The sequence below is a fragment of the Paraburkholderia sp. D1E genome (assembly GCF_052682275.1).
This window is the reverse complement of the sequence record NZ_JBQYMB010000001.1, coordinates 5,678,464-5,698,170: the sequence shown is the minus strand read 5'-3', so window position 1 is coordinate 5,698,170 and position 19,707 is coordinate 5,678,464. Positions and strand designations below refer to the sequence as shown.

The following is a 19,707-nucleotide window of genomic DNA, read 5'->3' as shown; positions in this document are numbered from 1 at the left end:
CGCAGACCCCTGCCATAACGTTTCGCTACCACATAAATAGCGTAGCGGGCCGTCAGAGCGCCAATTTCCGGCGCCTCAGGCACATTAACGGCAGATGCGCAACGGTCGCGCAGCGAACCTACGCGGGCCGCTTGAGATGCTTACCCAAAATAAACGTTTCTGACGATTTGTCCCGCGAGGCTTTCGGCTTGCGGGCCGCTACCACCTTGAACTGGCGCTTGAACTTTTCGACAATCTGGCTGTAACCGCTGCCATGAAAACATTTGACTAAAAGGGCGCCATCCGGCTTCAGGTGGTTTTGCGAGAATTCCATCGCGATATCGCACAGATGCTCGATTCGCGCGGCATCCGCCACCGCCACCCCCGACAGGTTGGGCGCCATGTCCGAAATTACAAGGTCGACCTGGCGTTCCCCGACTAATTCTTCGAGCTTTTCGAGAACCGAGTCCTCGCGGAAGTCGCCCAGGATGAAATGAACGTCGGCGATCGGCTCCATCGGCAGCATGTCCAGCGCGATGATGGTGCCGTCGATGCCGCCCTCGCGCTCGGCGTCGCGCTGCGAGCCCTTGGCGAGCTTGTTACGGGCGTACTGGCTCCAGCTGCCCGGCACCGAGCCGAGGTCGACGATCACCTGGCCTGGCCGGATCAGCTTGTCCTGCTCGTCGATTTCCTTCAGCTTGTAGGCAGCGCGGGCGCGGTAACCCTCCCGCTGCGCCATTTTTACGTACGGGTCGTTGATGTGATCGTGCAGCCACGCGGTATTGAACTTGTTTTTTGCCATTAAAGGTAGAACTCTTGCTGCGTGATGTCGCGCTTTAGGGGATAATACGCGGTTAATTCGCGCGGCCACCGCCAAAACTGGCAGTCATCCGCGATTCTGTTGTTCTGACGCGCCGCCCTGCGCCATGGCCCGAATCTATCCGGGCTGCAGGTGCCGCCATTTTAGTCGAGTCTCCCACTTTCCATGCCAGCCCTTAAAGTCTCTTCCGACCAACGCGCCGAATTGCGCTCCCAGGCACATGCGCTCAAACCGGTCGTGCTCGTCGGCGCCGAAGGCTTGACCGACGCTGTGCTGTCGGAAATCAAGGTCCACCTTGGCGCACATCAGCTGATCAAAATCCGCGTATTCGGCGACGAACGCGAAGAGCGCATCGCCATCTACGACCAGATCTGCGACACGCTGAACGCCGCGCCGATCCAGCATATCGGCAAGCTGCTGGTGATCTGGAAACCGGAAGCAGCAGCACAACCGGCCGTGAAGGCCAAGCGCGGCGCCCTGCCGAGCGCCCGCGAAGCGGCTGTTGAAGCCAAACCGGGTAAAGGCCGCGCACCGCGCGTGGTCACGGTAGTGAAACCCAGCGAAATCCCGATGCGCAAGCCGAAGGCGAAAGCAGTCGTGGTGCGCGGCAATGAACGCGTTACGCAAGGCGGCAACGTCAAGCGCGCCAAGAAGCGCCAGACCAGCGCGAAGCGCGCACACCAGTCGTCGAAGTAAGCGGGTGATGAGGGTGCGGGCGGTGTCCGCACCTTGGTGTGAACTGCCCAGGCCGCCTGGGTAACGCCGCTTGAGTAACTGTAACTCTACAGGCAAACCCCGCTTAAGCAAGCCGGAACAGCAGCATTTAACCGGCGACCTTCCCCGCAGCGCTGCGAGCGCCCTGCTCTGCTGTCTCCACGCCGACGCTTGCCGGCAGCTTCCACACCAGTGCCAGGCCCAGCAGGCTTTCGATCAGGTAAAACAGGCTCGACGCGCCGTGCAGAATGCCGAAACGCGTCGCATAAGCCGAATGTCCGACATCACTGCCCGCCTCCAGCGCGGCAATGCGCATTGCATTCATGAACGGCTGCAACGCAAAGTATCCCACCAGCACGCACACCAGCATACCGGCGATCAACCAGCGCAAACGACGATAAACGTCGCTGCCGCGGCGAACCAGCACGTTCGCCAGACCTAGCAGCAAAATGCCGCACACCGCGCCCAGCACGCCTTCAATACGAAACAGTTGCGCCGCCACCGCGCCGGCCGTCATCCGGTCGAGCGAGGTGAACAGCACCGGCGCGACGGCATAGCCGATAGTCAACAGACTACCGACCCACACCACCGTCAGCAGACGGAACAGTCGATGCGGCATCAAGGACACCGGAGCGGCCTTCAAACGTAGCTAACTGCGATGATTTCATACTCGCGCACGCCGCCCGGCGCCTGCACCGAGGCAACGTCGCCTTCCGACTTGCCGATCAACGCGCGCGCAATCGGCGAGCTGATCGAGATCAGACCGTGGTCGATGTCCGCTTCGTCGTCGCCGACGATCTGGTATTTGACCTTCGCACCCGAATCGAGGTCTTCGAGTTCGAGCGTGGCGCCGAACACCACGCGGCCGTCCGCCTCCACTTTGGACGGGTCGATTACCTGCGCACCGGCCAGTTTCGATTCGATTTCGGCAATACGACCTTCGACGAAGCCTTGCTTTTCCTTCGCCGCGTCGTATTCCGCGTTTTCAGACAGATCGCCCTGGGCACGCGCTTCCGCGATCGAATTGATCACCGAGGGACGCTCAACCGATTTCAGGCGCTGCAATTCATCGCGCAACATTTCCGCGCCGCGCTTAGTCAATGGAACAGTGCTCATAAACAACTCTATGCAAAAAACAGCCGTAAAAAAAATCACCGCGGTTAAGTGCATCCCGCGGAGGCTGACGTTCCGGGCAAAACCCGGGCCACAGCACCTGCGGAACGCCGCTTAACCGCGGCACTTACATCTTGGACAGGTATTCGAAGCCTTAGTTTAGGCGAGCGTGGAGGCCTTGTAAATCATAGACTTCCAGGTTCTTCAAATAGCGCAAACCTTCAACTGCAGCCCGTGCACCGGACATCGTCGTGTAGTACGTGACCTTGTTCGCCTGTGCGCTCATGCGGATCGAACGCGAGTCGGCGATCGCAGCACGGGTTTCGTCGACGGTCGTGAAGACCAGCGCGATTTCGCCGTTCTTGATCATGTCGACGATGTGCGGACGACCGTCCTTCACCTTGTTGACGACCTTGACCGGTACGCCGGCCGCTTCGATCGCGGCAGCCGTGCCCTTGGTCGCGACGATCGGATAGCCGAGTTCGTGCAGCATGCGCGCGACTTCGACGGCCTTCGGCTTGTCGGCGTCCATCACGGTCAACAGCACCGTGCCCGACTCCGGCAGACGCGAACCCGCCGCGAGCTGCGACTTGAACAATGCTTCGCCGAACGTCTGACCCACGCCCATCACTTCGCCGGTCGAACGCATTTCCGGCCCGAGCACCGGATCGACTGCCGGGAACTTGACGAACGGGAACACGGCTTCCTTCACGCTGAAGTACGGCGGGTTGATTTCTTTCGTCACGCCCTGCTGTGCGAGCGTCTGGCCGACCATCGCACGCGCCGCGATCTTCGCGAGCGGCAGGCTGGTCGCCTTGGAGACATACGGCACGGTACGCGATGCACGCGGATTCACTTCCAGCACGTAAATCACGTCCTCTTTCGAACCATCTGCCTGCGGCACTTGCTGGATCGCGAACTGCACGTTCATCAGGCCGATCACGTTCAGCGCTTTCGCCATTGCGCCGGTCTGGCGCTTCAGCTCCGCAATGGTTTCCTGCGACAGCGAGTACGGCGGCAGCGAGCAAGCCGAGTCGCCCGAGTGGACGCCCGCCTGTTCGATGTGCTCCATTACGCCGCCGATGAACACGGCTTCGCCATCGGAGATGCAATCCACGTCGCATTCGATCGCGTCGTTGAGGAAGCGGTCGAGCAGCACCGGCGAATCGTGCGAGACCTTCACGGCCTCGCGCATGTAGCGCTCGAGGTCACGCGGCTCGTGGACGATTTCCATGGCGCGGCCGCCCAGCACGTACGAAGGACGCACCACCAGCGGATAGCCGATTTCCTCGGCGAGTTTCAGCGCCTCGTCTTCAGCACGCGCGGTACGGTTCGGCGGTTGACGCAGGCCGAGGTCCTGCAGCAGCTTCTGGAAACGCTCGCGGTCTTCCGCGGCGTCGATCATGTCCGGCGACGTACCGATGATCGGCACACCGTTCGCTTCGAGGTCAAGCGCGAGCTTCAACGGCGTTTGACCGCCGTATTGCACGATCACGCCGACCGGCTTTTCCTTGTCGACGATTTCGAGCACATCTTCGAGCGTCAGCGATTCGAAGTACAGGCGATCAGACGTATCGTAGTCGGTCGAAACGGTTTCAGGGTTGCAGTTGACCATGATCGTTTCGTAGCCGTCTTCGCGCATGGCAAGCGCGGCGTGCACGCAGCAGTAGTCGAACTCGATACCCTGGCCGATCCGGTTCGGGCCACCGCCCAGCACCATGATCTTCTTGTTGTTGGTCGGGTTCGCTTCGCACTCTTCCTCGTAGGTCGAATACATGTAAGCGGTTTTCGTGGCGAACTCGGCCGCGCACGTATCGACGCGCTTGTAGACCGGGCGCACGTTCAACTCGATACGGCGTTGACGCACTTCCGCCGGCTTCGCACCGAGCAGCCTGGCAAGGCGGCGATCCGAGAAGCCGCTTTGCTTCACGTACTTGAGTTCTTCCTTCGAGAGGCTTGCCAGCGTACGGCCGGCCAATGCCTTTTCCTTCAGGACGATCTGCTCGATCTGCGCGAGGAACCACGGGTCGATCGACGTCTCTTCGAAGATCTCTTCGGCCGTCATGCCGATACGGAAGGCATCGCCGACGTACCAGATGCGATCCGGGCCGGCTTCACCGATCTCGCGGATGATCTCGTCGCGGTTGTCTGTCTTTTCGTCCAGACCGTCTACGCCCACTTCCAGACCGCGCAGCGCCTTCTGGAACGATTCCTGGAAGGTGCGGCCGATTGCCATCACTTCGCCGACCGACTTCATCTGCGTGGTCAGGCGCGAATCGGCTTCGCGGAATTTTTCGAACGCGAAACGTGGGATCTTGGTGACGACGTAGTCGATTGTCGGTTCGAACGAAGCCGGGGTCTGGCCGCCAGTGATTTCGTTCTTCAGTTCGTCGAGCGAGTAGCCGACCGCGAGCTTGGCCGCGATCTTGGCGATCGGGAAGCCCGTGGCTTTCGACGCCAATGCCGACGAACGCGACACGCGCGGATTCATTTCGATCACGACCATGCGGCCGTCTTTCGGATTGATCGAGAACTGCACGTTCGAACCGCCCGTGTCCACGCCGATCTCGCGCAGCACGGCGAGCGACGCGTTTCGCAGGATTTGATATTCCTTGTCCGTGAGCGTTTGCGCCGGCGCGACGGTGATCGAGTCGCCGGTGTGGATACCCATCGGGTCCAGGTTCTCGATCGAGCAAACGATGATGCAGTTGTCCTTTTTATCGCGGACCACTTCCATCTCGTACTCTTTCCAGCCGAGCAGCGATTCTTCGATCAGCAGTTCGCGCGTGGGCGACAGGTCAAGACCGCGCTTGCAGATTTCCTCGAATTCGTCGCGGTTGTACGCGATGCCACCGCCCGAACCGCCGAGCGTGAACGACGGACGGATCACGACCGGATAACCACCGCTACCCGTTTGCACAGCAATGTCGGCCTGCACCTGCAGCGCTTCTTCCATTGAATGCGCAGTGCCCGATTTGGCCGAACCGAGGCCAATCTTCGTCATTGCATCCTTGAACTTCTGGCGGTCTTCCGCCTTGTCGATCGCTTCCGGCGAGGCACCGATCAGCTCGACCTTGTATTTGTCCAGCACGCCATGCGCGTGGAGATCCAGCGCGCAGTTCAGCGCGGTCTGGCCACCCATTGTCGGCAGGATCGCGTCCGGGCGCTCCTTGGCAATGATGCGCTCCACCACTTCCCACGTGATCGGCTCGATGTAGGTCACGTCGGCCGTGTTCGGGTCGGTCATGATCGTCGCAGGATTGCTGTTGACGAGAATAACCTTGTAGCCTTCCTCCCGCAGTGCCTTGCATGCCTGCGCGCCCGAGTAGTCGAACTCGCACGCCTGGCCGATGATGATCGGACCCGCGCCGATGATGAGGATGCTTTTAATGTCTGTCCGCTTGGGCATAACGCTCTCGCTAATGTATTCCTGAATTCTTTCCGTCGGCGCGCTGCGTTTCAGCGTTGCGCGCGCTCTGTTGTGTGCGGCTCGCCGTGCATGCGCTGAGAGCGCTGTTCACGTCGCGAGCCGCGCGCCGCCGGGGCGCATCACACGCTGCTGCTTATGCCGCTGCGGCCGCGGCGGTCTTGCCTGCCTTTTTCGTGTCCATCAACGCGGTGAAGCGGTCGAACAGATAGGCGATGTCATGCGGACCGGGCGACGCTTCCGGGTGGCCCTGGAAGCAGAACGCCGGCTTGTCGGTCAGCGCGAAGCCTTGCAGCGTGCCATCGAACAGCGAGATGTGCGTGACTCGGGCATTGGCCGGCAGCGTGTCGGCGTCGACCGCGAAGCCATGGTTCTGCGACGTGATGACCACACGGGCATCGCCGAGATCCTTCACCGGATGGTTCGCGCCGTGGTGGCCCGTCTTCATCTTGAGGGTCTTGGCGCCGAGCGCGAGGCCCATGATCTGATGGCCGAGGCAGATGCCGAAGGTCGGGATGCCGCGCTCGATCAGCTCCCTGGTGGCCGCGATCGCGTAATCGCACGGTTCCGGATCACCGGGGCCGTTCGACAGAAAAACGCCGTCCGGGTTGAGCGCGAGCGCGTCGGCAGCAGAAGCTTGCGCCGGCAGCACGGTGACGTGGCAGCCGCGTTCGGCCAGCATGCGCAGGATGTTGTACTTCACGCCGTAATCGAATGCGACCACGCGGTACTTCGGCGCGTTCTGCGTGCCGTAGCCGGTGCCCAGACGCCATTCGGTCTGGGTCCATTCGTAGCTTTCCTTCGTCGACACGACTTTCGCGAGGTCCATGCCCGACAAACCCGGGAACGAACGCGCGAGTTCGATTGCCTTGGCTTCGTCATCCGAGCCGGCGAGAATCGCGCCGTTCTGCGCACCCTTGTCGCGCAGCACGCGAGTCAGCATACGCGTGTCGAGGCCGGCGATGGCGACCACGCCTTCGTCCTTGAGGTATTGCGGGAGCGTGCGCTCCATGCGGAAGTTCGACGCGAGAACCGGCAGATCACGGATGATCAGGCCGGCGGCATGGACTTTCGTGGCTTCGACGTCTTCGGCATTCACGCCGACGTTACCGATGTGCGGATACGTGAGGGTCACGATCTGGCGCGCGTAGCTCGGGTCAGTCAGGATTTCCTGATAGCCGGTGATAGCAGTGTTGAACACGACTTCGCCGATCGTATGCCCGGGGGCGCCGATCGAGTAACCACGAAAGACCGTGCCGTCGGCGAGTGCGAGCAAAGCGGGAGAAAATGACGGCAACACGGGAGACTCCTTGGGGAACACCCTGTTGCCGACCTGTCTATCCGACTGCGAGCCGCAGCGAAACGCATCGATGATGCGCGCGCAGACTCGCTCGCGTACTGCTAGTGACGTCGCAAGGGGCGCGATGGGTCCATTGTGTGGACTGATCGGCTGGGGTGCGGGGCGTCAAAAGCGCGCGGCGGATGAACGGTATGGGAGAGGTAGGCGCTAGGGTGCGGGTTGATAAGCTCAAACCTTGGAATTATAGCGCGAAACTACCCGTCCTTCCAAATCCGAGATGGCGGGCCGGCTTAGCCGGGTAAGGCATGAAACCGGTCAAAGCCTTGCTGCGCATGACCCGGAGGCCACTTGACAAAATTTACACGGGTCAGAATCGGGATAAGACCGGTAAATATGACGCCACCCTGCGAAACCCTGCGCGACGGCTTTAAACCTCCTGTTCGGCGCGCACGCGCACTGGCTGAAGCCGTGCGCGGCCGGGCAACACGTACCAGATCGCACTCAACACCTGCAACGCCACCAGGATGCCCCAGGCGGTTAGATGCGCGGCCGCCGGATAATGACCGTCGTGGGCCGGCCAGCGCGACAGCACAGCGCCGACGCCAATCTGGAAGCCGAAAATCAGCAGGAAAATGATCAGCGTCAGCGTGGTATTCACCCGGCCGATCATCTGCGCCGGGAAGTGCCGCGCCATCACCGCGTAGCTGAGAATGCCGGTGCCGCCGAAGACCCCATATGCCGCCCACAGCAGGCTCGCCGGTAGCGGCACGTTGAACATGATCAGCAGTTGAGTCAGCACGTAGAGCGCCATGCCGATGCCGCAAAACACATACAACGAGATTCCGCGCCGCTCCAGACCGCGTGCCGCCGCGCCGAAACCAACGCAGCCGGCCATCATCGCAAAGCCGAGAATCGACACCAGCGATGCGGCTTCACGCGGCGCGAAACCCTGCACGTCGCGCAGCCAGGCACCGACCCATAGCGACTGCATCGCGTAGAAAACACCTTGCGTGACGATGGAAAACGATCCGATCTTCCAGAACGCCCCGCTTCTCAAGATATGCAGGGTGCCTTTGAACTGAGCGCCGATGCCGGCCTGGCGGTGCGTTTCCCTGGCATCAGGCGCAAGCGTCCACTGCGCCACCGCCACCACCACCGTCAGCAGGCCCAGACCGATACAGACCGCACGCCAACTGGCGAAGCTCAGCACCCACGTGAGCGGCGAGCCGACCATCACGCCGCCGAAACCGCCAATCGCCATCACCAGCCCGTTCATCAACGGCAGACGCCCCGGCTCGAAATGCTGCGCCAGCGCCTTGAAGGCAGCGCCTAGACATACCGAGACGCCGACGCCGATCAGCAACCGCCCAAACATCATCATGCCGACGCTGTGCGCTGCGCCGAACACCCATATTCCGAGCGCGGCAAACAACATGGTGACTGCCGTCACGCGGCGCGCGCCGTAATGATCGAGCAGCACGCCGGCTGGAATCTGCGCGCCCGCGAAGCCGAGGAAATACAGGCTGGTCAGCAAGCCGAGATCAGTGGCCGACAGACCGAGATCGTGCGTGATGAAAGGCGCAAAACCGAGATTGACGCCGCGAAACACGTACGAAACGAAGTAACCGGCGGAAAACAGAAGAAAAACGCGCAACTGGGTCGACGACATAAGCTTTGGAATGAGCGGCCGGGAAAGCCGAAGCACGAAAGATAAATGAAATGCGCGAAATTCGCCTGAATTGATCTGCAGAATGAAAAACGCCGTCACCACAGGTGACGGCGTTGGAATAACACGGTGCGTGATCGGAGCGCAATCCACGCGCTGCCCCCGCAACGCATGTGGTCACTACCGTGGGAGCCGCTTTTGGTCTACTTACCCTTCTTCGCGTTGGCCGCGGTCTTCGGGCGGCTATTCGCCGCGGCCTTCGACGCCTTGCTGGACGTGGAAGCCGACACTTTCGCCACCTTGCCCTTGCTGGCGCCGGACGTTGTCGGCTTACTGGCTTTGCCCACCGGCTCAGACACCTTCACCACGGCGGAGCGGCCACGGCCCTTCTTCTTATCGTAGCGCGAATCGCTCCTCGTGTCTGCGACCCGGGTACCGATCTTCTCGACACCGCCGCCTTGCACGTCGGTCGCGATGCGCTCCGGACCGGGTTCGCTCGGCATCGCCTTGCCGACCGGCACGTGCAGCACGATCACCTGCCCGCGCGACACCTGATCGCGATGCGTACGATTCCACGCCTTCAACTGACCGATCGACACGCCGTAACGCACGGCGATCGCGGCCATCGACTGATTGCGGCGTACGCGGATCAGCATCTTGCGGGTATCGGGGACGTCGGGCTCCATGGCCAGCACCGCGCTTTCGGCAACGTCGGCGCTGATGTCTTCGTCATCGTCCGAGCCACGCGGCACGACGATCGTGGAACCCGGTTTCAAACGCATGCCGACCGGAATCTTGTTCACTTCCATCAGCGTGTCGGCGTCGACACCGATCTTTTGCGCGATCGCCGCCGGCGCGGCGCGCTCCGTGACCGTGTACGTGGTCCACGACGACAGCGAACCAGAGTACGCCTTCAGATTGCGCTCGAACGCGCTCGCGTTGTCGAACGGCAGCAGGATCTGCGGCTGCGTGGCACCGAGAATCACCGGCTTTCTGAACGACGGGTTCAACGAGCGGAATTCATCCGTGGAGAGATTTGCGAGTTTCGCCGCCATGTCCACGTCGATGTCGTGCGAGGTCGTGACCGTCACGAAATACGGGTGGTTCGGAATCGACGGCAGCGTGAGCCCGTACATCTGCGGGTTCATCACAATGTTCTTCACCGCCTGCAGCTTGGGCACGTAATTGCGCGTCTCGTTCGGCATGCGCAGGCTGAGGTAGTCGGTAGGCAGCCCTGCCGCTTCGTTGCGCGCGATCGCGCGCTGCACGTTGCCCTCGCCCCAGTTGTAGGCGGCGAGCGCCAGCTGCCAGTCGCCGAACATGTCATGCAGACGCGACAGATAGTCGAGCGCAGCGCTGGTCGAGGCCAGCACATCGCGGCGCTCGTCCTGCCACATGTTCTGCTTGAGGTTGTAGGTGCGGCCCGTGCCCGGCATGAACTGCCACATGCCGGCGGCCTTCGCCACCGATAGCGCCTGCGGGCTGTACGCGGATTCGATGAACGGCAGCAAGGCGAGCTCGGTCGGCATATGGCGCGCTTCGAGCTCTTCGACGATGTGGTACAGATATTTCTGCGAGCGTTCGGTCATGCGCTGCACGTAGTCCGGGCGTTGCGCATACCAGTTGACCTGCATGTCGACGAGGTCGGTTTGCAGATCCGGCATTTGAAAACCACGGCGAATACGACCCCACAAGTCGGCGTCCGCGCTCGTCAGTTGAGTGACCGAGCCCTGGTCGACGTTGATCGTCTCTTTGGCGGTGGCTGTCTTGCGAAGGGCATCGGCTACGGCTTGCTGACTGGCGGGGTTTGTTGCGGTGGTCGGGCTATTCGTCGCCGGTCCCTGACTCGCGCAAGCGGCGAGCGTCAGGACCAACAACGCACTAAAGATAAATCGCATGAACGTCTCGGCTTCCACAAGGGCTGGAATTTGCAGCCGATAGTACGAAACGGCAACGTTTACGTCAATCGGAAAATTACGAAAAAAATCAAGGAAATCTTGGGCTTGGCGAATTTTTGCGATTCTTCGCGTGAGGAATACCCTGATGCCGAACGGGTCAACGGAAGCGGTTTTTCCATTCGCGCATCAGCGTAAACGCCGCCAAACGATCGGGCACTTTTTCGTGCAGTTGCTCTTGCAGGGTTGCCTGAATCGCCGGATTGCTCGCGCGCAAAAATGGATTCACCGCGCGTTCGTGGGCGATGGTGGTGGGCAGCGTCGGCACGTGACGCGCACGCAATTCGCTCGCTGCGTCACGCCAGGCGTGCAGTTCGACGTTGCCCGGCTCGCAGGCGAGCGCGAAGCGGATGTTCGACAACGTGTACTCGTGTGCGCAGTGAACCTCGGTCGTGCCGGGAAGCGCGGCAAGCGAATCCAGCGACGCCAGCATTTGCGCGGGCGTGCCTTCGAACAAACGGCCGCAGCCACATGCGAACAGCGTGTCGCCACAAAACACGTGCGGCGTGCCGCGCGGGTCGGCGGCCTGAAAATAGGCAATATGACCGCTCGTGTGCCCAGGCACGTCGAGCACGCTGAATTCGAGTGCGGGAGCCGCAATCGTCACGTGATCGCCGTTTTTGAGACGGTGCGTGAGGTGCTGGATCGCTTCACCGGCGGGGCCGTACACGGGAACGGCCTGGCCATTCAGCAGATCGGCCACCCCACCGACATGGTCTTGATGATGGTGCGTGAGTAAAATAGCGCTCAGCCGCCAACCCCGTTTCGCCAGATAAGCGCGCACGGGGGCGGCCTCACCCGGATCGACGACCACCGCATGATGCCCGTCGGAAACGACCCAGATGTAATTGTCTTCAAACGCCGGGACCGGTACGTACTCGAGCGCATTCATAGGCGACGCATTCTCTGAAATGACTGACCGAGCAATTATAGACTGGCCTGCCTGGACCGATTCGCCACCCGGCCGCTACGTACTCGAGTGGGAGCAGACCCAGCTCGACCGCGTGGTCTCGGACGTGTTCGGTTACCATGCGCTGCAACTCGGCCTGCCGCAACTCGACGCCTTGCGCGAAAACCGCATGCCGTGCCGCGGGCTCGTGCTCGACGCAGCGAGCGGCGCAAGCGCGCCCTACACTTTTCCGCGCGGCCTGGGGCGTACCGGGAATGGCTCGGGCAACAGCGCCGCCCAACGTCGGCCGGCGGGGTTGCCGGCGCCGGCCGGACGCAGCGCTGTCTGGTGCGACCTGCTCGACTTGCCGTTCGAAGCACAAAGTGTCGACCTGATCGTGATGCCGCATACGCTGGAATTCACAAGCGACCCGCACCGGCTGTTGCGCGAAGCCGAGCGCGTGCTGATGCCCGAAGGCCAGTTGATCATTCTCGGCTTCAATTCGCTGTCGCTCTGGGGCGCGCGTCAATCGGTCGGCAAGATGACCGGCCGGCCGTTCGTGCCAGCGGCAGTCGACCTGATCGCCTTCACTCGCCTGAAAGACTGGATCAAGTTGCTGGGTTTCGACCTTGAACGCGGGCGCTTCGGCTGCTATCGTCCGCCGCTCGGCAGCGATCAATGGCTGTCCCGCTACGGTTTCATGGAAGCCGCCGGCGACCGCTGGTGGCCGATTTTCGGCGCCACCTACATGATCAAGGCGATCAAGCGCGTGCGCGGCATGCGCCTCGTCGGCCCGCTGAAAGTGAAGAAACCTGTCCTCGCCGCGGGCCTCGCGCCCGCCGCCACTCCGAACACACGCAACCACACTCAATGACTTCCGACATCATCGATATTTATACCGACGGCGCCTGCAAGGGCAACCCCGGCCGCGGCGGCTGGGGCGCGCTGCTGCGCTTCGGCGACCAGGAAAAAGAACTGTTCGGCGGTGAACCCAACACCACCAACAACCGCATGGAACTGATGGGCGTAATTGCCGCGCTCGAGGCGCTGAAGCGCCCCTGCAAGGCCGTCGTGCACACCGACTCGCAGTACGTGCAGAAAGGTATCAGCGAGTGGATTCACGGCTGGAAGAAAAAAGGCTGGATCACTGCGGCGAAGCAACCGGTGAAGAACGCCGATCTCTGGAAGCGGCTCGACGCACTCGTCGCGCAGCACGAAATCGAATGGCGCTGGGTGCGCGGTCACAACGGCCACCCGGAAAACGAACGCGCGGATCAACTGGCCAATCGCGGTGTCGCGTCACTCGCAGAAATATGATGCGTGCCGTGATGTCCGCCGCAATACCTAAGCGCGCGCCCTTCTTTTTCGCTGATTTTTTTAGAGCAGGCTAATCCGACATGCGTCAACTCATCCTCGATACCGAAACCACCGGCCTGAATGCACGAACCGGCGACCGGATCCTTGAACTCGGTTGCGTCGAAATGGTGAACCGCCGGCTCACGGGCAACAACCTGCACTTCTACATCAACCCGGAACGCGAGAGCGATCCCGGCGCACTCGCGGTTCACGGGCTGACCACCGAATTCCTCAGCGACAAGCCAAAATTCGCCGAGATCGCCGATCAGATTCGCGACTTCATTCAAGACGCGGAACTGATCATTCACAACGCGCCGTTCGACATTGGCTTTCTCGACGCCGAATTTGCGCTGCTGGGCTTGCCGCCGGTAAAAACCTACTGCGGGGAGATCATCGATACCCTGGCGCGCGCCAAGCAGATGTTCCCGGGCAAGCGCAATTCACTCGACGCGCTATGCGATCGCTTCGGCATCAGCAACGCGCACCGCACCCTGCACGGCGCGCTGCTCGACTCTGAATTGCTCGCCGAGGTTTATCTGGCGATGACACGCGGCCAGGAAAGCCTCGTCATCGACATGCTCGGCGATTCGCACGGTGGCGGCGACGCGCACGCGCCACGCATCGCGATCGATTCGCTGAATCTGGTCGTGATTGCCGCGAGCGACAACGAAGTCGCCGAACATCAGGCCGTCCTCGACGGCCTGGACAAAGCGGTCAAAGGCACGAGCGTGTGGCGCCTCGAACCCACGCCGGCAGCGGATGAGCAAACCGCTTAAAAAGTACTTTACGAGCGCAAAAAACCCTGACATAATTCGGATCTCTTCGGGTGGTTAGCTCAGCGGTAGAGCACTGCCTTCACACGGCAGGGGTCACAGGTTCAATCCCTGTACCACCCACCAGATTCAGCCGAAGCCTCTGGAAACGCCTCAAGCGCTGGTTTGCGCGGCGGTTCCGACCCACAGAAAGCTTCTGCTAACGCGACACGAAAAAGCCCTGCATTTGCGGGGCTTTTTTTTCGCCCGGATATCCTGCACCGGCAAAGCCGAATGGCAGGAATCGACCCCGTGCCGTCATTCGGGTCGCCGCGAAAGCAACGTCCGTTTCTAAATTTCAACGGCCATTCGCTCGTGCGGGTCTGCTGCGGCCTATCGACCTTTCCCGAGATTGGGGATCGGCGTTTGTGAGGCAGTTACGGGTCCTTTTACTAATACGCGCAGGTCGACGGTCGCGAATAATGGTTCCACCGACAACGCGAACTTCTTCGCAAACAAGTTCCGCCTATTTCAAATGATCGACGTCATGTCGACATGATACGAAATTCCGGGGTGCGAGAATACGGCCACAAATAGCTGCTTGATCAAAACGGCTATCATGGCTAGGCACTTGGGTGCCGACAAGAAGCGAGGGCCGGAACGGAGATCCGCCAGCAAAGACCAAATAAAAACGGGAGAAATTATGACATTCGTTCAGCGCGCCCTTCGTGGTGAGGAGCGGTTGTGGAGAGTATGGTGGATAGGAGGCTCAGTCTCGGCGATCGCAATCTATGTGTGGACTCGTTTCGTTGTGGTGTCGCTTGCGTTGAGCTCAAGTGACGAAGGTACGAGAAACGCCGCTGCCGCCCTGCTGTTCATCGGTCTGACGGCCAGTTTGGGCTCGGCTCTTGCTCAGTGGCGATGCGCTTTTAACGTCAGCTGGCACGGGTGGGGCTGGATTGCCCGAACTTGGATTCTGGCTTCTCTGCTCCTGAACCTGTTCCTTAGTTGGTACGTAATCGAAATGATCCGTGGGAAGGTTTCGCCCGAATACGGTCCAATCGCGGCTGCTCTCTGGAAAGGCCCGATAGATAATCCGCCGACGACACCTGCTGTGTCACTGCCGACCCTCAACACTCCGCCCACGGCGCGGTACCTAGATCCGAACTGGCAACTTGTGACTCAAGCTGCCCAACCAACCGACCCGATACAGGCGGCTTACGCTGGCCTCAGCGAGCAAGCTACCATAGGGCGCACGCAATGGTTAGGCTCACTTAAAGAGTTCGGCGGGCGCTCTGCCGCTAACGCTTCCGGCTGGGAAACGGTTGGTAAACCCGGCGAAAGCACCGCCGATGGTAACCCGGTCTGGGCGACCTACCTGAAAGGCGTTCAGAACGGGGTGCCCTATTACGCTGTCTATTATGCGATACGTACCCGAGCTGACATCGTTTCTTGGGTTTGGGTGGTTAGTTCGTATCCAGTATCTGCCAGCTTTGGAGACCGCTCATGGGCTCTTGCGCAAGCAGTTAGCACCGGCGAATATCCGCGGTAGTTAGCATAGCCGTCGGCCGCGCTGGTCGCGATAGGGGTTGGCGCAGATGGCCAAAGGTCACTCCTAAAGCAGAGTACCCTGCGAGTGGCGTCGACACAATTGTCAACCCGACAGCAAGCGGGTCCGAATCCGATGGCTGGTTTCGGGACGGAGCCGACGCCTGAACGTCCCACAGAACACGCATGTGAATGGCGGTTTGTGGCCGCGTCGAGGCAATGCCACCGGCTACTCGCTCGCCGGAAACCAGCCATTGAGTGAGGGCGGACGAGACCACGGCTGTTCAAATTGGAAGGCGACCTCGACCGGCGGTTCATGGCCGAATTCGCGCCTCCAGACAGCAGGATTCACGCGCTCGATCACAGACCACCCACCAGTCAGTGCACCGCCTGACGCGCTCTATGGCGGCGTAGCACCACCGACGCTATCCACACGATAATTGCCGCGACGACGAAGCTCGCGATAAACAGCACAGCAAGCAATACGTTTTCTTCGCCCTCAATGCCGACGGCCCCAAACAGGCGGAACAACGGCGTCAGCGCCGTCCAGGCGGTATCGCTGCCAACCCAGCGCGCAAGCGGGTCGATTCGCGAAAGGCCAATGAATACGAGCGGAGTAAGCAGGACCGCAAGGCCCACGCGCAAGATACCTTTCATCGCACGTCCACCGTTCCGTAGTACGGGATATCCGTGCCGGGAATCATCGCTACCGGTTGAGAAAGCAGGTAGTCGCGCAGGCGATCAAACTGCGCCTGCGATGTGAGCGTGATACAGCCATCGCTGATGCCCCAGCGGCCATTCGGATGCAGACGAAAATTGCCACGCTTCACGCCGTTCACGAACGTCCAGTCATCAATCTTGCCGTCCGCGCTGTACAGCGCGAACCAAGTCGCCCGATTGCTGTTAGACCACATATCCAAGGCGAGGTCGCGCACGCGTCCGAGTCGCCCGCCTGTCTCGCGTTTGATGATGTAGTAGCGGCCCTTGGGAATGGGACCGGCACCAACGACGGCTGTATCTGCGGGCTTATCGACGTGCGCCTTATTGCCAGAAAACGCTGCTACCCCTCCGAATCCTCCACAAAGGAGCGTCGAAAGTTTTAGTCCATTGAGTGCGAATGTGCATTGGGCTGGCATTTCAAACCTTTTAGGCTGTGACTGCCGTAAGGTATGACAAACACCGAGGTTTTTGCAACAAACGTGAATTTATTGGCCCGCGAATATGCCCGATGAATCGACAATCTCTAAGGCAGAGCGACCAATACTTACCCAACAGGCAAAAGCATCTGTACCGCCGACCGCCCAACATGCGGAGCAAGGTGCGCATATCTCTCTGTCACAGTCACAGACGAGTGCCCCAACAAATCCTTCACCACGTACAACGACACACCGCCGATAACCAGCCACGAAGCAAAAGTATGTCGCATATCGTGCACGCGAAAATCCTCAATACCCGCTCGACGACACGCAGCCTGAAAAACCTTCTGAACAGTCGTTAAACGTCCGCCTTCAGATGTCCCGAACACCCACACAGAGCGCGGTGCATTGCGCCGAATCCAGTCCCGCTGATCCCTAAGCGCATCGAGCGCCGCGTCACTCAATGGAACCACACGACGTTTACCACTCTTTGTATCGGCTGTGTCGAGAAAAAACACCGCACGCTCAAGGTCAACCCGAGACCACTCAAGCTTGAGTAATTCGTTTTTCCTACACCCGGTATGCAATGACAGTCTGATGAAATTCGCTACGTGCGGTCGCCTGGCAAACATTGACGCCGCGCCCAACAAAGCGCGCGCTTCCTCACGCGTTATCCAACGCACGCGAACATCAGCACTTGCGATAGCTAGGCGTTGAACCGGGTTGGGCAAATCAAGCCGATCATGCTCAAGTCGCACAAAATTTATAGCCGCCGAAAAAAACCTCAATTCTCGCTGAACCGTAGACACCCGAACACCGTTCAATTGCCTATTCGCGATGTACTCGCGCACATCAGCCCGCTTCAGGTCAACAATGCCCCGACCACCGAAGTACGGTTGCAATTGCTTAAGCGAAAACAGATCCCGCTGCTTGCTACGGTGATTGTTCGCAGCCAGATAGATACCCACCACATCTTCAAAGACCATGTAACACGCACCTCGAACGCAGTTCCACTTCGTGAAATAACGTCAGCGGTCGCGCAAACTAAAACCAAAGCGCGAAGCCATGTCTATGTATCCGTATTACCCGTAGCCATCCAGAACACTCCAATACCGCGATTCCAAAAGGTTTGAACGTTACTGAAATCAGCGCCGTTAGCGTCGACGCACTCATACGCAGCAGCAACCGCCTCACCCCGGCCCGACTCAGCACCAAGATGCGCATACGTGGTCAGCTCAGGCAGCGCAATGCCCCGACTTGTCCAATACCGTTTCTTGTTGAAACCAACGTCATGCGCGCCCTTGCCGCAGTACTTGGCGATATACGTCGCAATCAGATGCCGCATCGCCCGCCCCTTGCCACCGATCTTTCGATACACACACAGCTTTTTAAAATTCTTGATGCTGTCGTTCACGACGCCATCGGTTCCATGCTTCGCAATGACCGAGAGCCAGATCGAGCGCAGCAGATTCCAGTTCTGGCGGCCGTTGACCGCGATATGAATATGCCACGCACCACGCTTCTGACGTTCCAGCACCGCCACGTAATGGAAGTCCTGAAGCTTCGACAGCCGACGCCGGAAGGCGTCCCACCACTTCGCCCACACCTCAATACGTGTCTCATTAGCGCGAGTGGATAACGTCAGCATCCGGTCTGCCCGGATCGCCTTGCAGCGTTGCCGGATCATCCGCTTGGACCGCTCAATCGACGTGCGTAGCGACTTGTCGGACTTCACCGACACATCCTCGCCGCTTTCGCCATGCAGCGCCTCACGCTTGCCCCTCATACCCCGAGGCCGAAGCCGCAACTCCTGAAAATGTCGCTGCACCCGCGTACTGAACGCTACGACCTCCTGCTGACCATCCGGAAACCGTTGCGTGCGCACAATGTACTCATCGCTAAACGGCGAGTACTCAGCCGTCTCAGATAGCTCGACACCTGCGTTTCGGGCCCGGTTAAGCGCCTGGAATGAACCCGCCTCATTCAGAAGGCTTTGAAAAGACTGCGAATTCTGACCTACAATAGCTTCGTTCACGTTGGATAGTCCTGTATCTGACGTTGAGCCACAGCCCGGAATCGCTACCAACGATTGCCGGGTTTTTCTTTTCCCGCGCCCTGCTACCGCCTGCTGCAAGCACCATTTCCGTTAAGTGTTAGAGGTACAAGTTTAGGGGCGCGCTGCGCGCGCCCCGGCTGTCCTCGCTCCGCTGCGGGCAGGCGGGCCGCTTCACACCGCGCCACCCTGCCCGACCTCGCCGCACCACCCTGCAATCGCCCCAGCAGCCCGCACGCGCCCTCGAAAAGCGGCTTGGCAGTAAGGGGGTGCCTCGATCACGGGCGACGCCTCACGGCCAGCCTTAACGCCGATACCCGCTACTCGGTCCGGCAGGCCGCGCTGAGCCGCGCGACACAGGCTACGACTCCGCAGACACACCGCACTTACGTCGCCCTGGCACCGTGCCGGACACTCCTGACGCTAGACGCCTGATTTCCCGTTACGCTTGCGCGCAAGGTAACGATTAAACGCGTCGTCGTTCACCAATGAGCGCAGCACCGCCTCATCGGCCCAATAAAGCAGCCGCTCGACCACAACGCCCTTCGACACACCCACATCAGACGCCAACCGTTCCAACGCACAACGGGCCGCATCCGCGACACTCACGCCAAGCCGATATTCCCCCTGCCGCCTGTCTTCGGGAATCGGCTCTCTCACCGCCAGCACAACAGGCAATGAGTCACGACCACCACCGGAAACCGAAGCAGCACGCAACGCCGCTACCTCCTCGCGCAACCGTTCATTCTCAATCACCAGTTCGTCATATCCGTCCGCAACCGGTGGAATCTTTTTCGTTACGGTAACGGCTTCCCCCTGTGTCTTATGTCGTGCCCGATATGCCGCCTGGCGTTGCGCATTCGTCAGCGCGCCATCCTTGCGGGGACGGCCCCGCCCTCGTTTTTCCGTTACTACCGGCAAAGGTAACGGTATTGTCCGGTTATCTTCAGGCTGAACCATCGCGCGCCCCATATCACTATCCAGTACCTGTATTTTACG

General features: G+C 60.4%; 18 protein-coding genes and 1 tRNA gene. 6 read left to right on the top strand and 13 right to left on the bottom strand.

Annotated elements, in window-relative coordinates:
• Window positions 1-118 precede the first annotated feature (118 nt).
• Window positions 119-781, bottom strand: coding sequence for an RlmE family RNA methyltransferase (locus ACUN0E_RS25715; RefSeq protein ID WP_408222130.1), 663 nt, complete (start codon window positions 779-781; stop codon window positions 119-121).
• 183 nt (window positions 782-964) lie between these two features.
• Here ACUN0E_RS25715 and ACUN0E_RS25710 point away from each other — a divergent pair, with 183 nt between their 5' ends.
• Window positions 965-1,495: a YhbY family RNA-binding protein gene (locus ACUN0E_RS25710; RefSeq protein WP_445568353.1), complete on the top strand. Its 531-nt coding sequence runs from the start codon at window positions 965-967 to the stop codon at window positions 1,493-1,495.
• A 127-nt stretch (window positions 1,496-1,622) separates the two neighbouring features.
• On the opposite strand, the gene ACUN0E_RS25705 is transcribed toward ACUN0E_RS25710, so the two are convergent.
• From ACUN0E_RS25705 to gloB, 7 genes are all read right to left on the bottom strand, one after another.
• Window positions 1,623-2,132, bottom strand: a complete 510-nt coding sequence (locus ACUN0E_RS25705; RefSeq protein WP_445568352.1) for a DUF4149 domain-containing protein — start codon at window positions 2,130-2,132, stop codon at window positions 1,623-1,625.
• A 20-nt stretch (window positions 2,133-2,152) separates the two neighbouring features.
• Complete coding sequence (gene greA / locus ACUN0E_RS25700; RefSeq protein ID WP_097389983.1) at window positions 2,153-2,629, bottom strand: transcription elongation factor GreA; 477 nt, start codon at window positions 2,627-2,629, stop codon at window positions 2,153-2,155.
• Window positions 2,630-2,780: 151 nt separating this feature from the next.
• Entirely contained in the window at window positions 2,781-6,035 is a 3,255-nt protein-coding gene (gene carB / locus ACUN0E_RS25695; RefSeq protein WP_445568351.1) for a carbamoyl-phosphate synthase large subunit, read from the bottom strand.
• Window positions 6,036-6,189: 154 nt separating this feature from the next.
• Window positions 6,190-7,353 (bottom strand): glutamine-hydrolyzing carbamoyl-phosphate synthase small subunit, encoded by a 1,164-nt coding sequence (carA, locus tag ACUN0E_RS25690; RefSeq protein ID WP_445568350.1) that lies wholly within the window; start codon window positions 7,351-7,353, stop codon window positions 6,190-6,192.
• 427 nt (window positions 7,354-7,780) lie between these two features.
• Window positions 7,781-9,022 (bottom strand): MFS transporter, encoded by a 1,242-nt coding sequence (locus tag ACUN0E_RS25685; protein WP_445568349.1) that lies wholly within the window; start codon window positions 9,020-9,022, stop codon window positions 7,781-7,783.
• 200 nt (window positions 9,023-9,222) lie between these two features.
• Complete coding sequence (locus ACUN0E_RS25680; protein ID WP_408222142.1) at window positions 9,223-10,917, bottom strand: transglycosylase SLT domain-containing protein; 1,695 nt, start codon at window positions 10,915-10,917, stop codon at window positions 9,223-9,225.
• A 157-nt stretch (window positions 10,918-11,074) separates the two neighbouring features.
• The gene (gene gloB, locus ACUN0E_RS25675; RefSeq protein WP_408222144.1) at window positions 11,075-11,866 is read right to left on the bottom strand and encodes a hydroxyacylglutathione hydrolase; all 792 of its coding nucleotides are present in this window, start codon (window positions 11,864-11,866) and stop codon (window positions 11,075-11,077) included.
• Between the two features lie 19 nt (window positions 11,867-11,885).
• Between gloB and ACUN0E_RS25670 the strand changes: the two genes are divergently transcribed.
• From ACUN0E_RS25670 to ACUN0E_RS25650, 5 genes are all read left to right on the top strand, one after another.
• Window positions 11,886-12,737 (top strand): class I SAM-dependent methyltransferase, encoded by an 852-nt coding sequence (locus ACUN0E_RS25670; RefSeq protein ID WP_445568348.1) that lies wholly within the window; start codon window positions 11,886-11,888, stop codon window positions 12,735-12,737.
• A complete protein-coding gene (gene rnhA / locus ACUN0E_RS25665; protein WP_179733338.1) occupies window positions 12,734-13,180 on the top strand; it encodes a ribonuclease HI in 447 nt (148 codons plus the stop codon). The genes ACUN0E_RS25670 and rnhA overlap by 4 nt, the downstream gene beginning before the upstream one ends.
• 80 nt (window positions 13,181-13,260) lie before the next feature.
• Window positions 13,261-13,995, top strand: coding sequence for a DNA polymerase III subunit epsilon (gene dnaQ, locus ACUN0E_RS25660; RefSeq protein ID WP_408391104.1), 735 nt, complete (start codon window positions 13,261-13,263; stop codon window positions 13,993-13,995).
• A gap of 48 nt (window positions 13,996-14,043) precedes the next feature.
• Window positions 14,044-14,118: transfer RNA gene (locus ACUN0E_RS25655), tRNA-Val, on the top strand.
• A gap of 484 nt (window positions 14,119-14,602) precedes the next feature.
• Window positions 14,603-15,523 (top strand): hypothetical protein, encoded by a 921-nt coding sequence (locus tag ACUN0E_RS25650; protein WP_445568347.1) that lies wholly within the window; start codon window positions 14,603-14,605, stop codon window positions 15,521-15,523.
• Window positions 15,524-15,897: 374 nt separating this feature from the next.
• On the opposite strand, the gene ACUN0E_RS25645 is transcribed toward ACUN0E_RS25650, so the two are convergent.
• The 5 genes from ACUN0E_RS25645 to ACUN0E_RS25625 all read right to left on the bottom strand — a co-directional run bounded on the left by ACUN0E_RS25645 (window position 15,898) and on the right by ACUN0E_RS25625 (window position 19,680).
• The gene (locus ACUN0E_RS25645) at window positions 15,898-16,176 is read right to left on the bottom strand and encodes a hypothetical protein (RefSeq protein ID WP_445568346.1); all 279 of its coding nucleotides are present in this window, start codon (window positions 16,174-16,176) and stop codon (window positions 15,898-15,900) included.
• Window positions 16,173-16,655 (bottom strand): DUF2778 domain-containing protein, encoded by a 483-nt coding sequence (locus ACUN0E_RS25640; RefSeq protein WP_445568345.1) that lies wholly within the window; start codon window positions 16,653-16,655, stop codon window positions 16,173-16,175. The genes ACUN0E_RS25645 and ACUN0E_RS25640 overlap by 4 nt, the downstream gene beginning before the upstream one ends.
• 128 nt (window positions 16,656-16,783) lie before the next feature.
• Window positions 16,784-17,641: a tyrosine-type recombinase/integrase gene (locus tag ACUN0E_RS25635; RefSeq protein ID WP_445568344.1), complete on the bottom strand. Its 858-nt coding sequence runs from the start codon at window positions 17,639-17,641 to the stop codon at window positions 16,784-16,786.
• Between the two features lie 83 nt (window positions 17,642-17,724).
• Window positions 17,725-18,642 carry a rolling circle replication-associated protein gene (locus ACUN0E_RS25630; protein WP_445570517.1) on the bottom strand — a complete coding sequence of 306 codons (918 nt, stop codon included), beginning with the start codon at window positions 18,640-18,642 and terminating at the stop codon, window positions 17,725-17,727.
• Between the two features lie 489 nt (window positions 18,643-19,131).
• Window positions 19,132-19,680, bottom strand: a complete 549-nt coding sequence (locus tag ACUN0E_RS25625) for a hypothetical protein (protein ID WP_445568343.1) — start codon at window positions 19,678-19,680, stop codon at window positions 19,132-19,134.
• Between the last annotated feature and the right edge of the window lie 27 nt (window positions 19,681-19,707).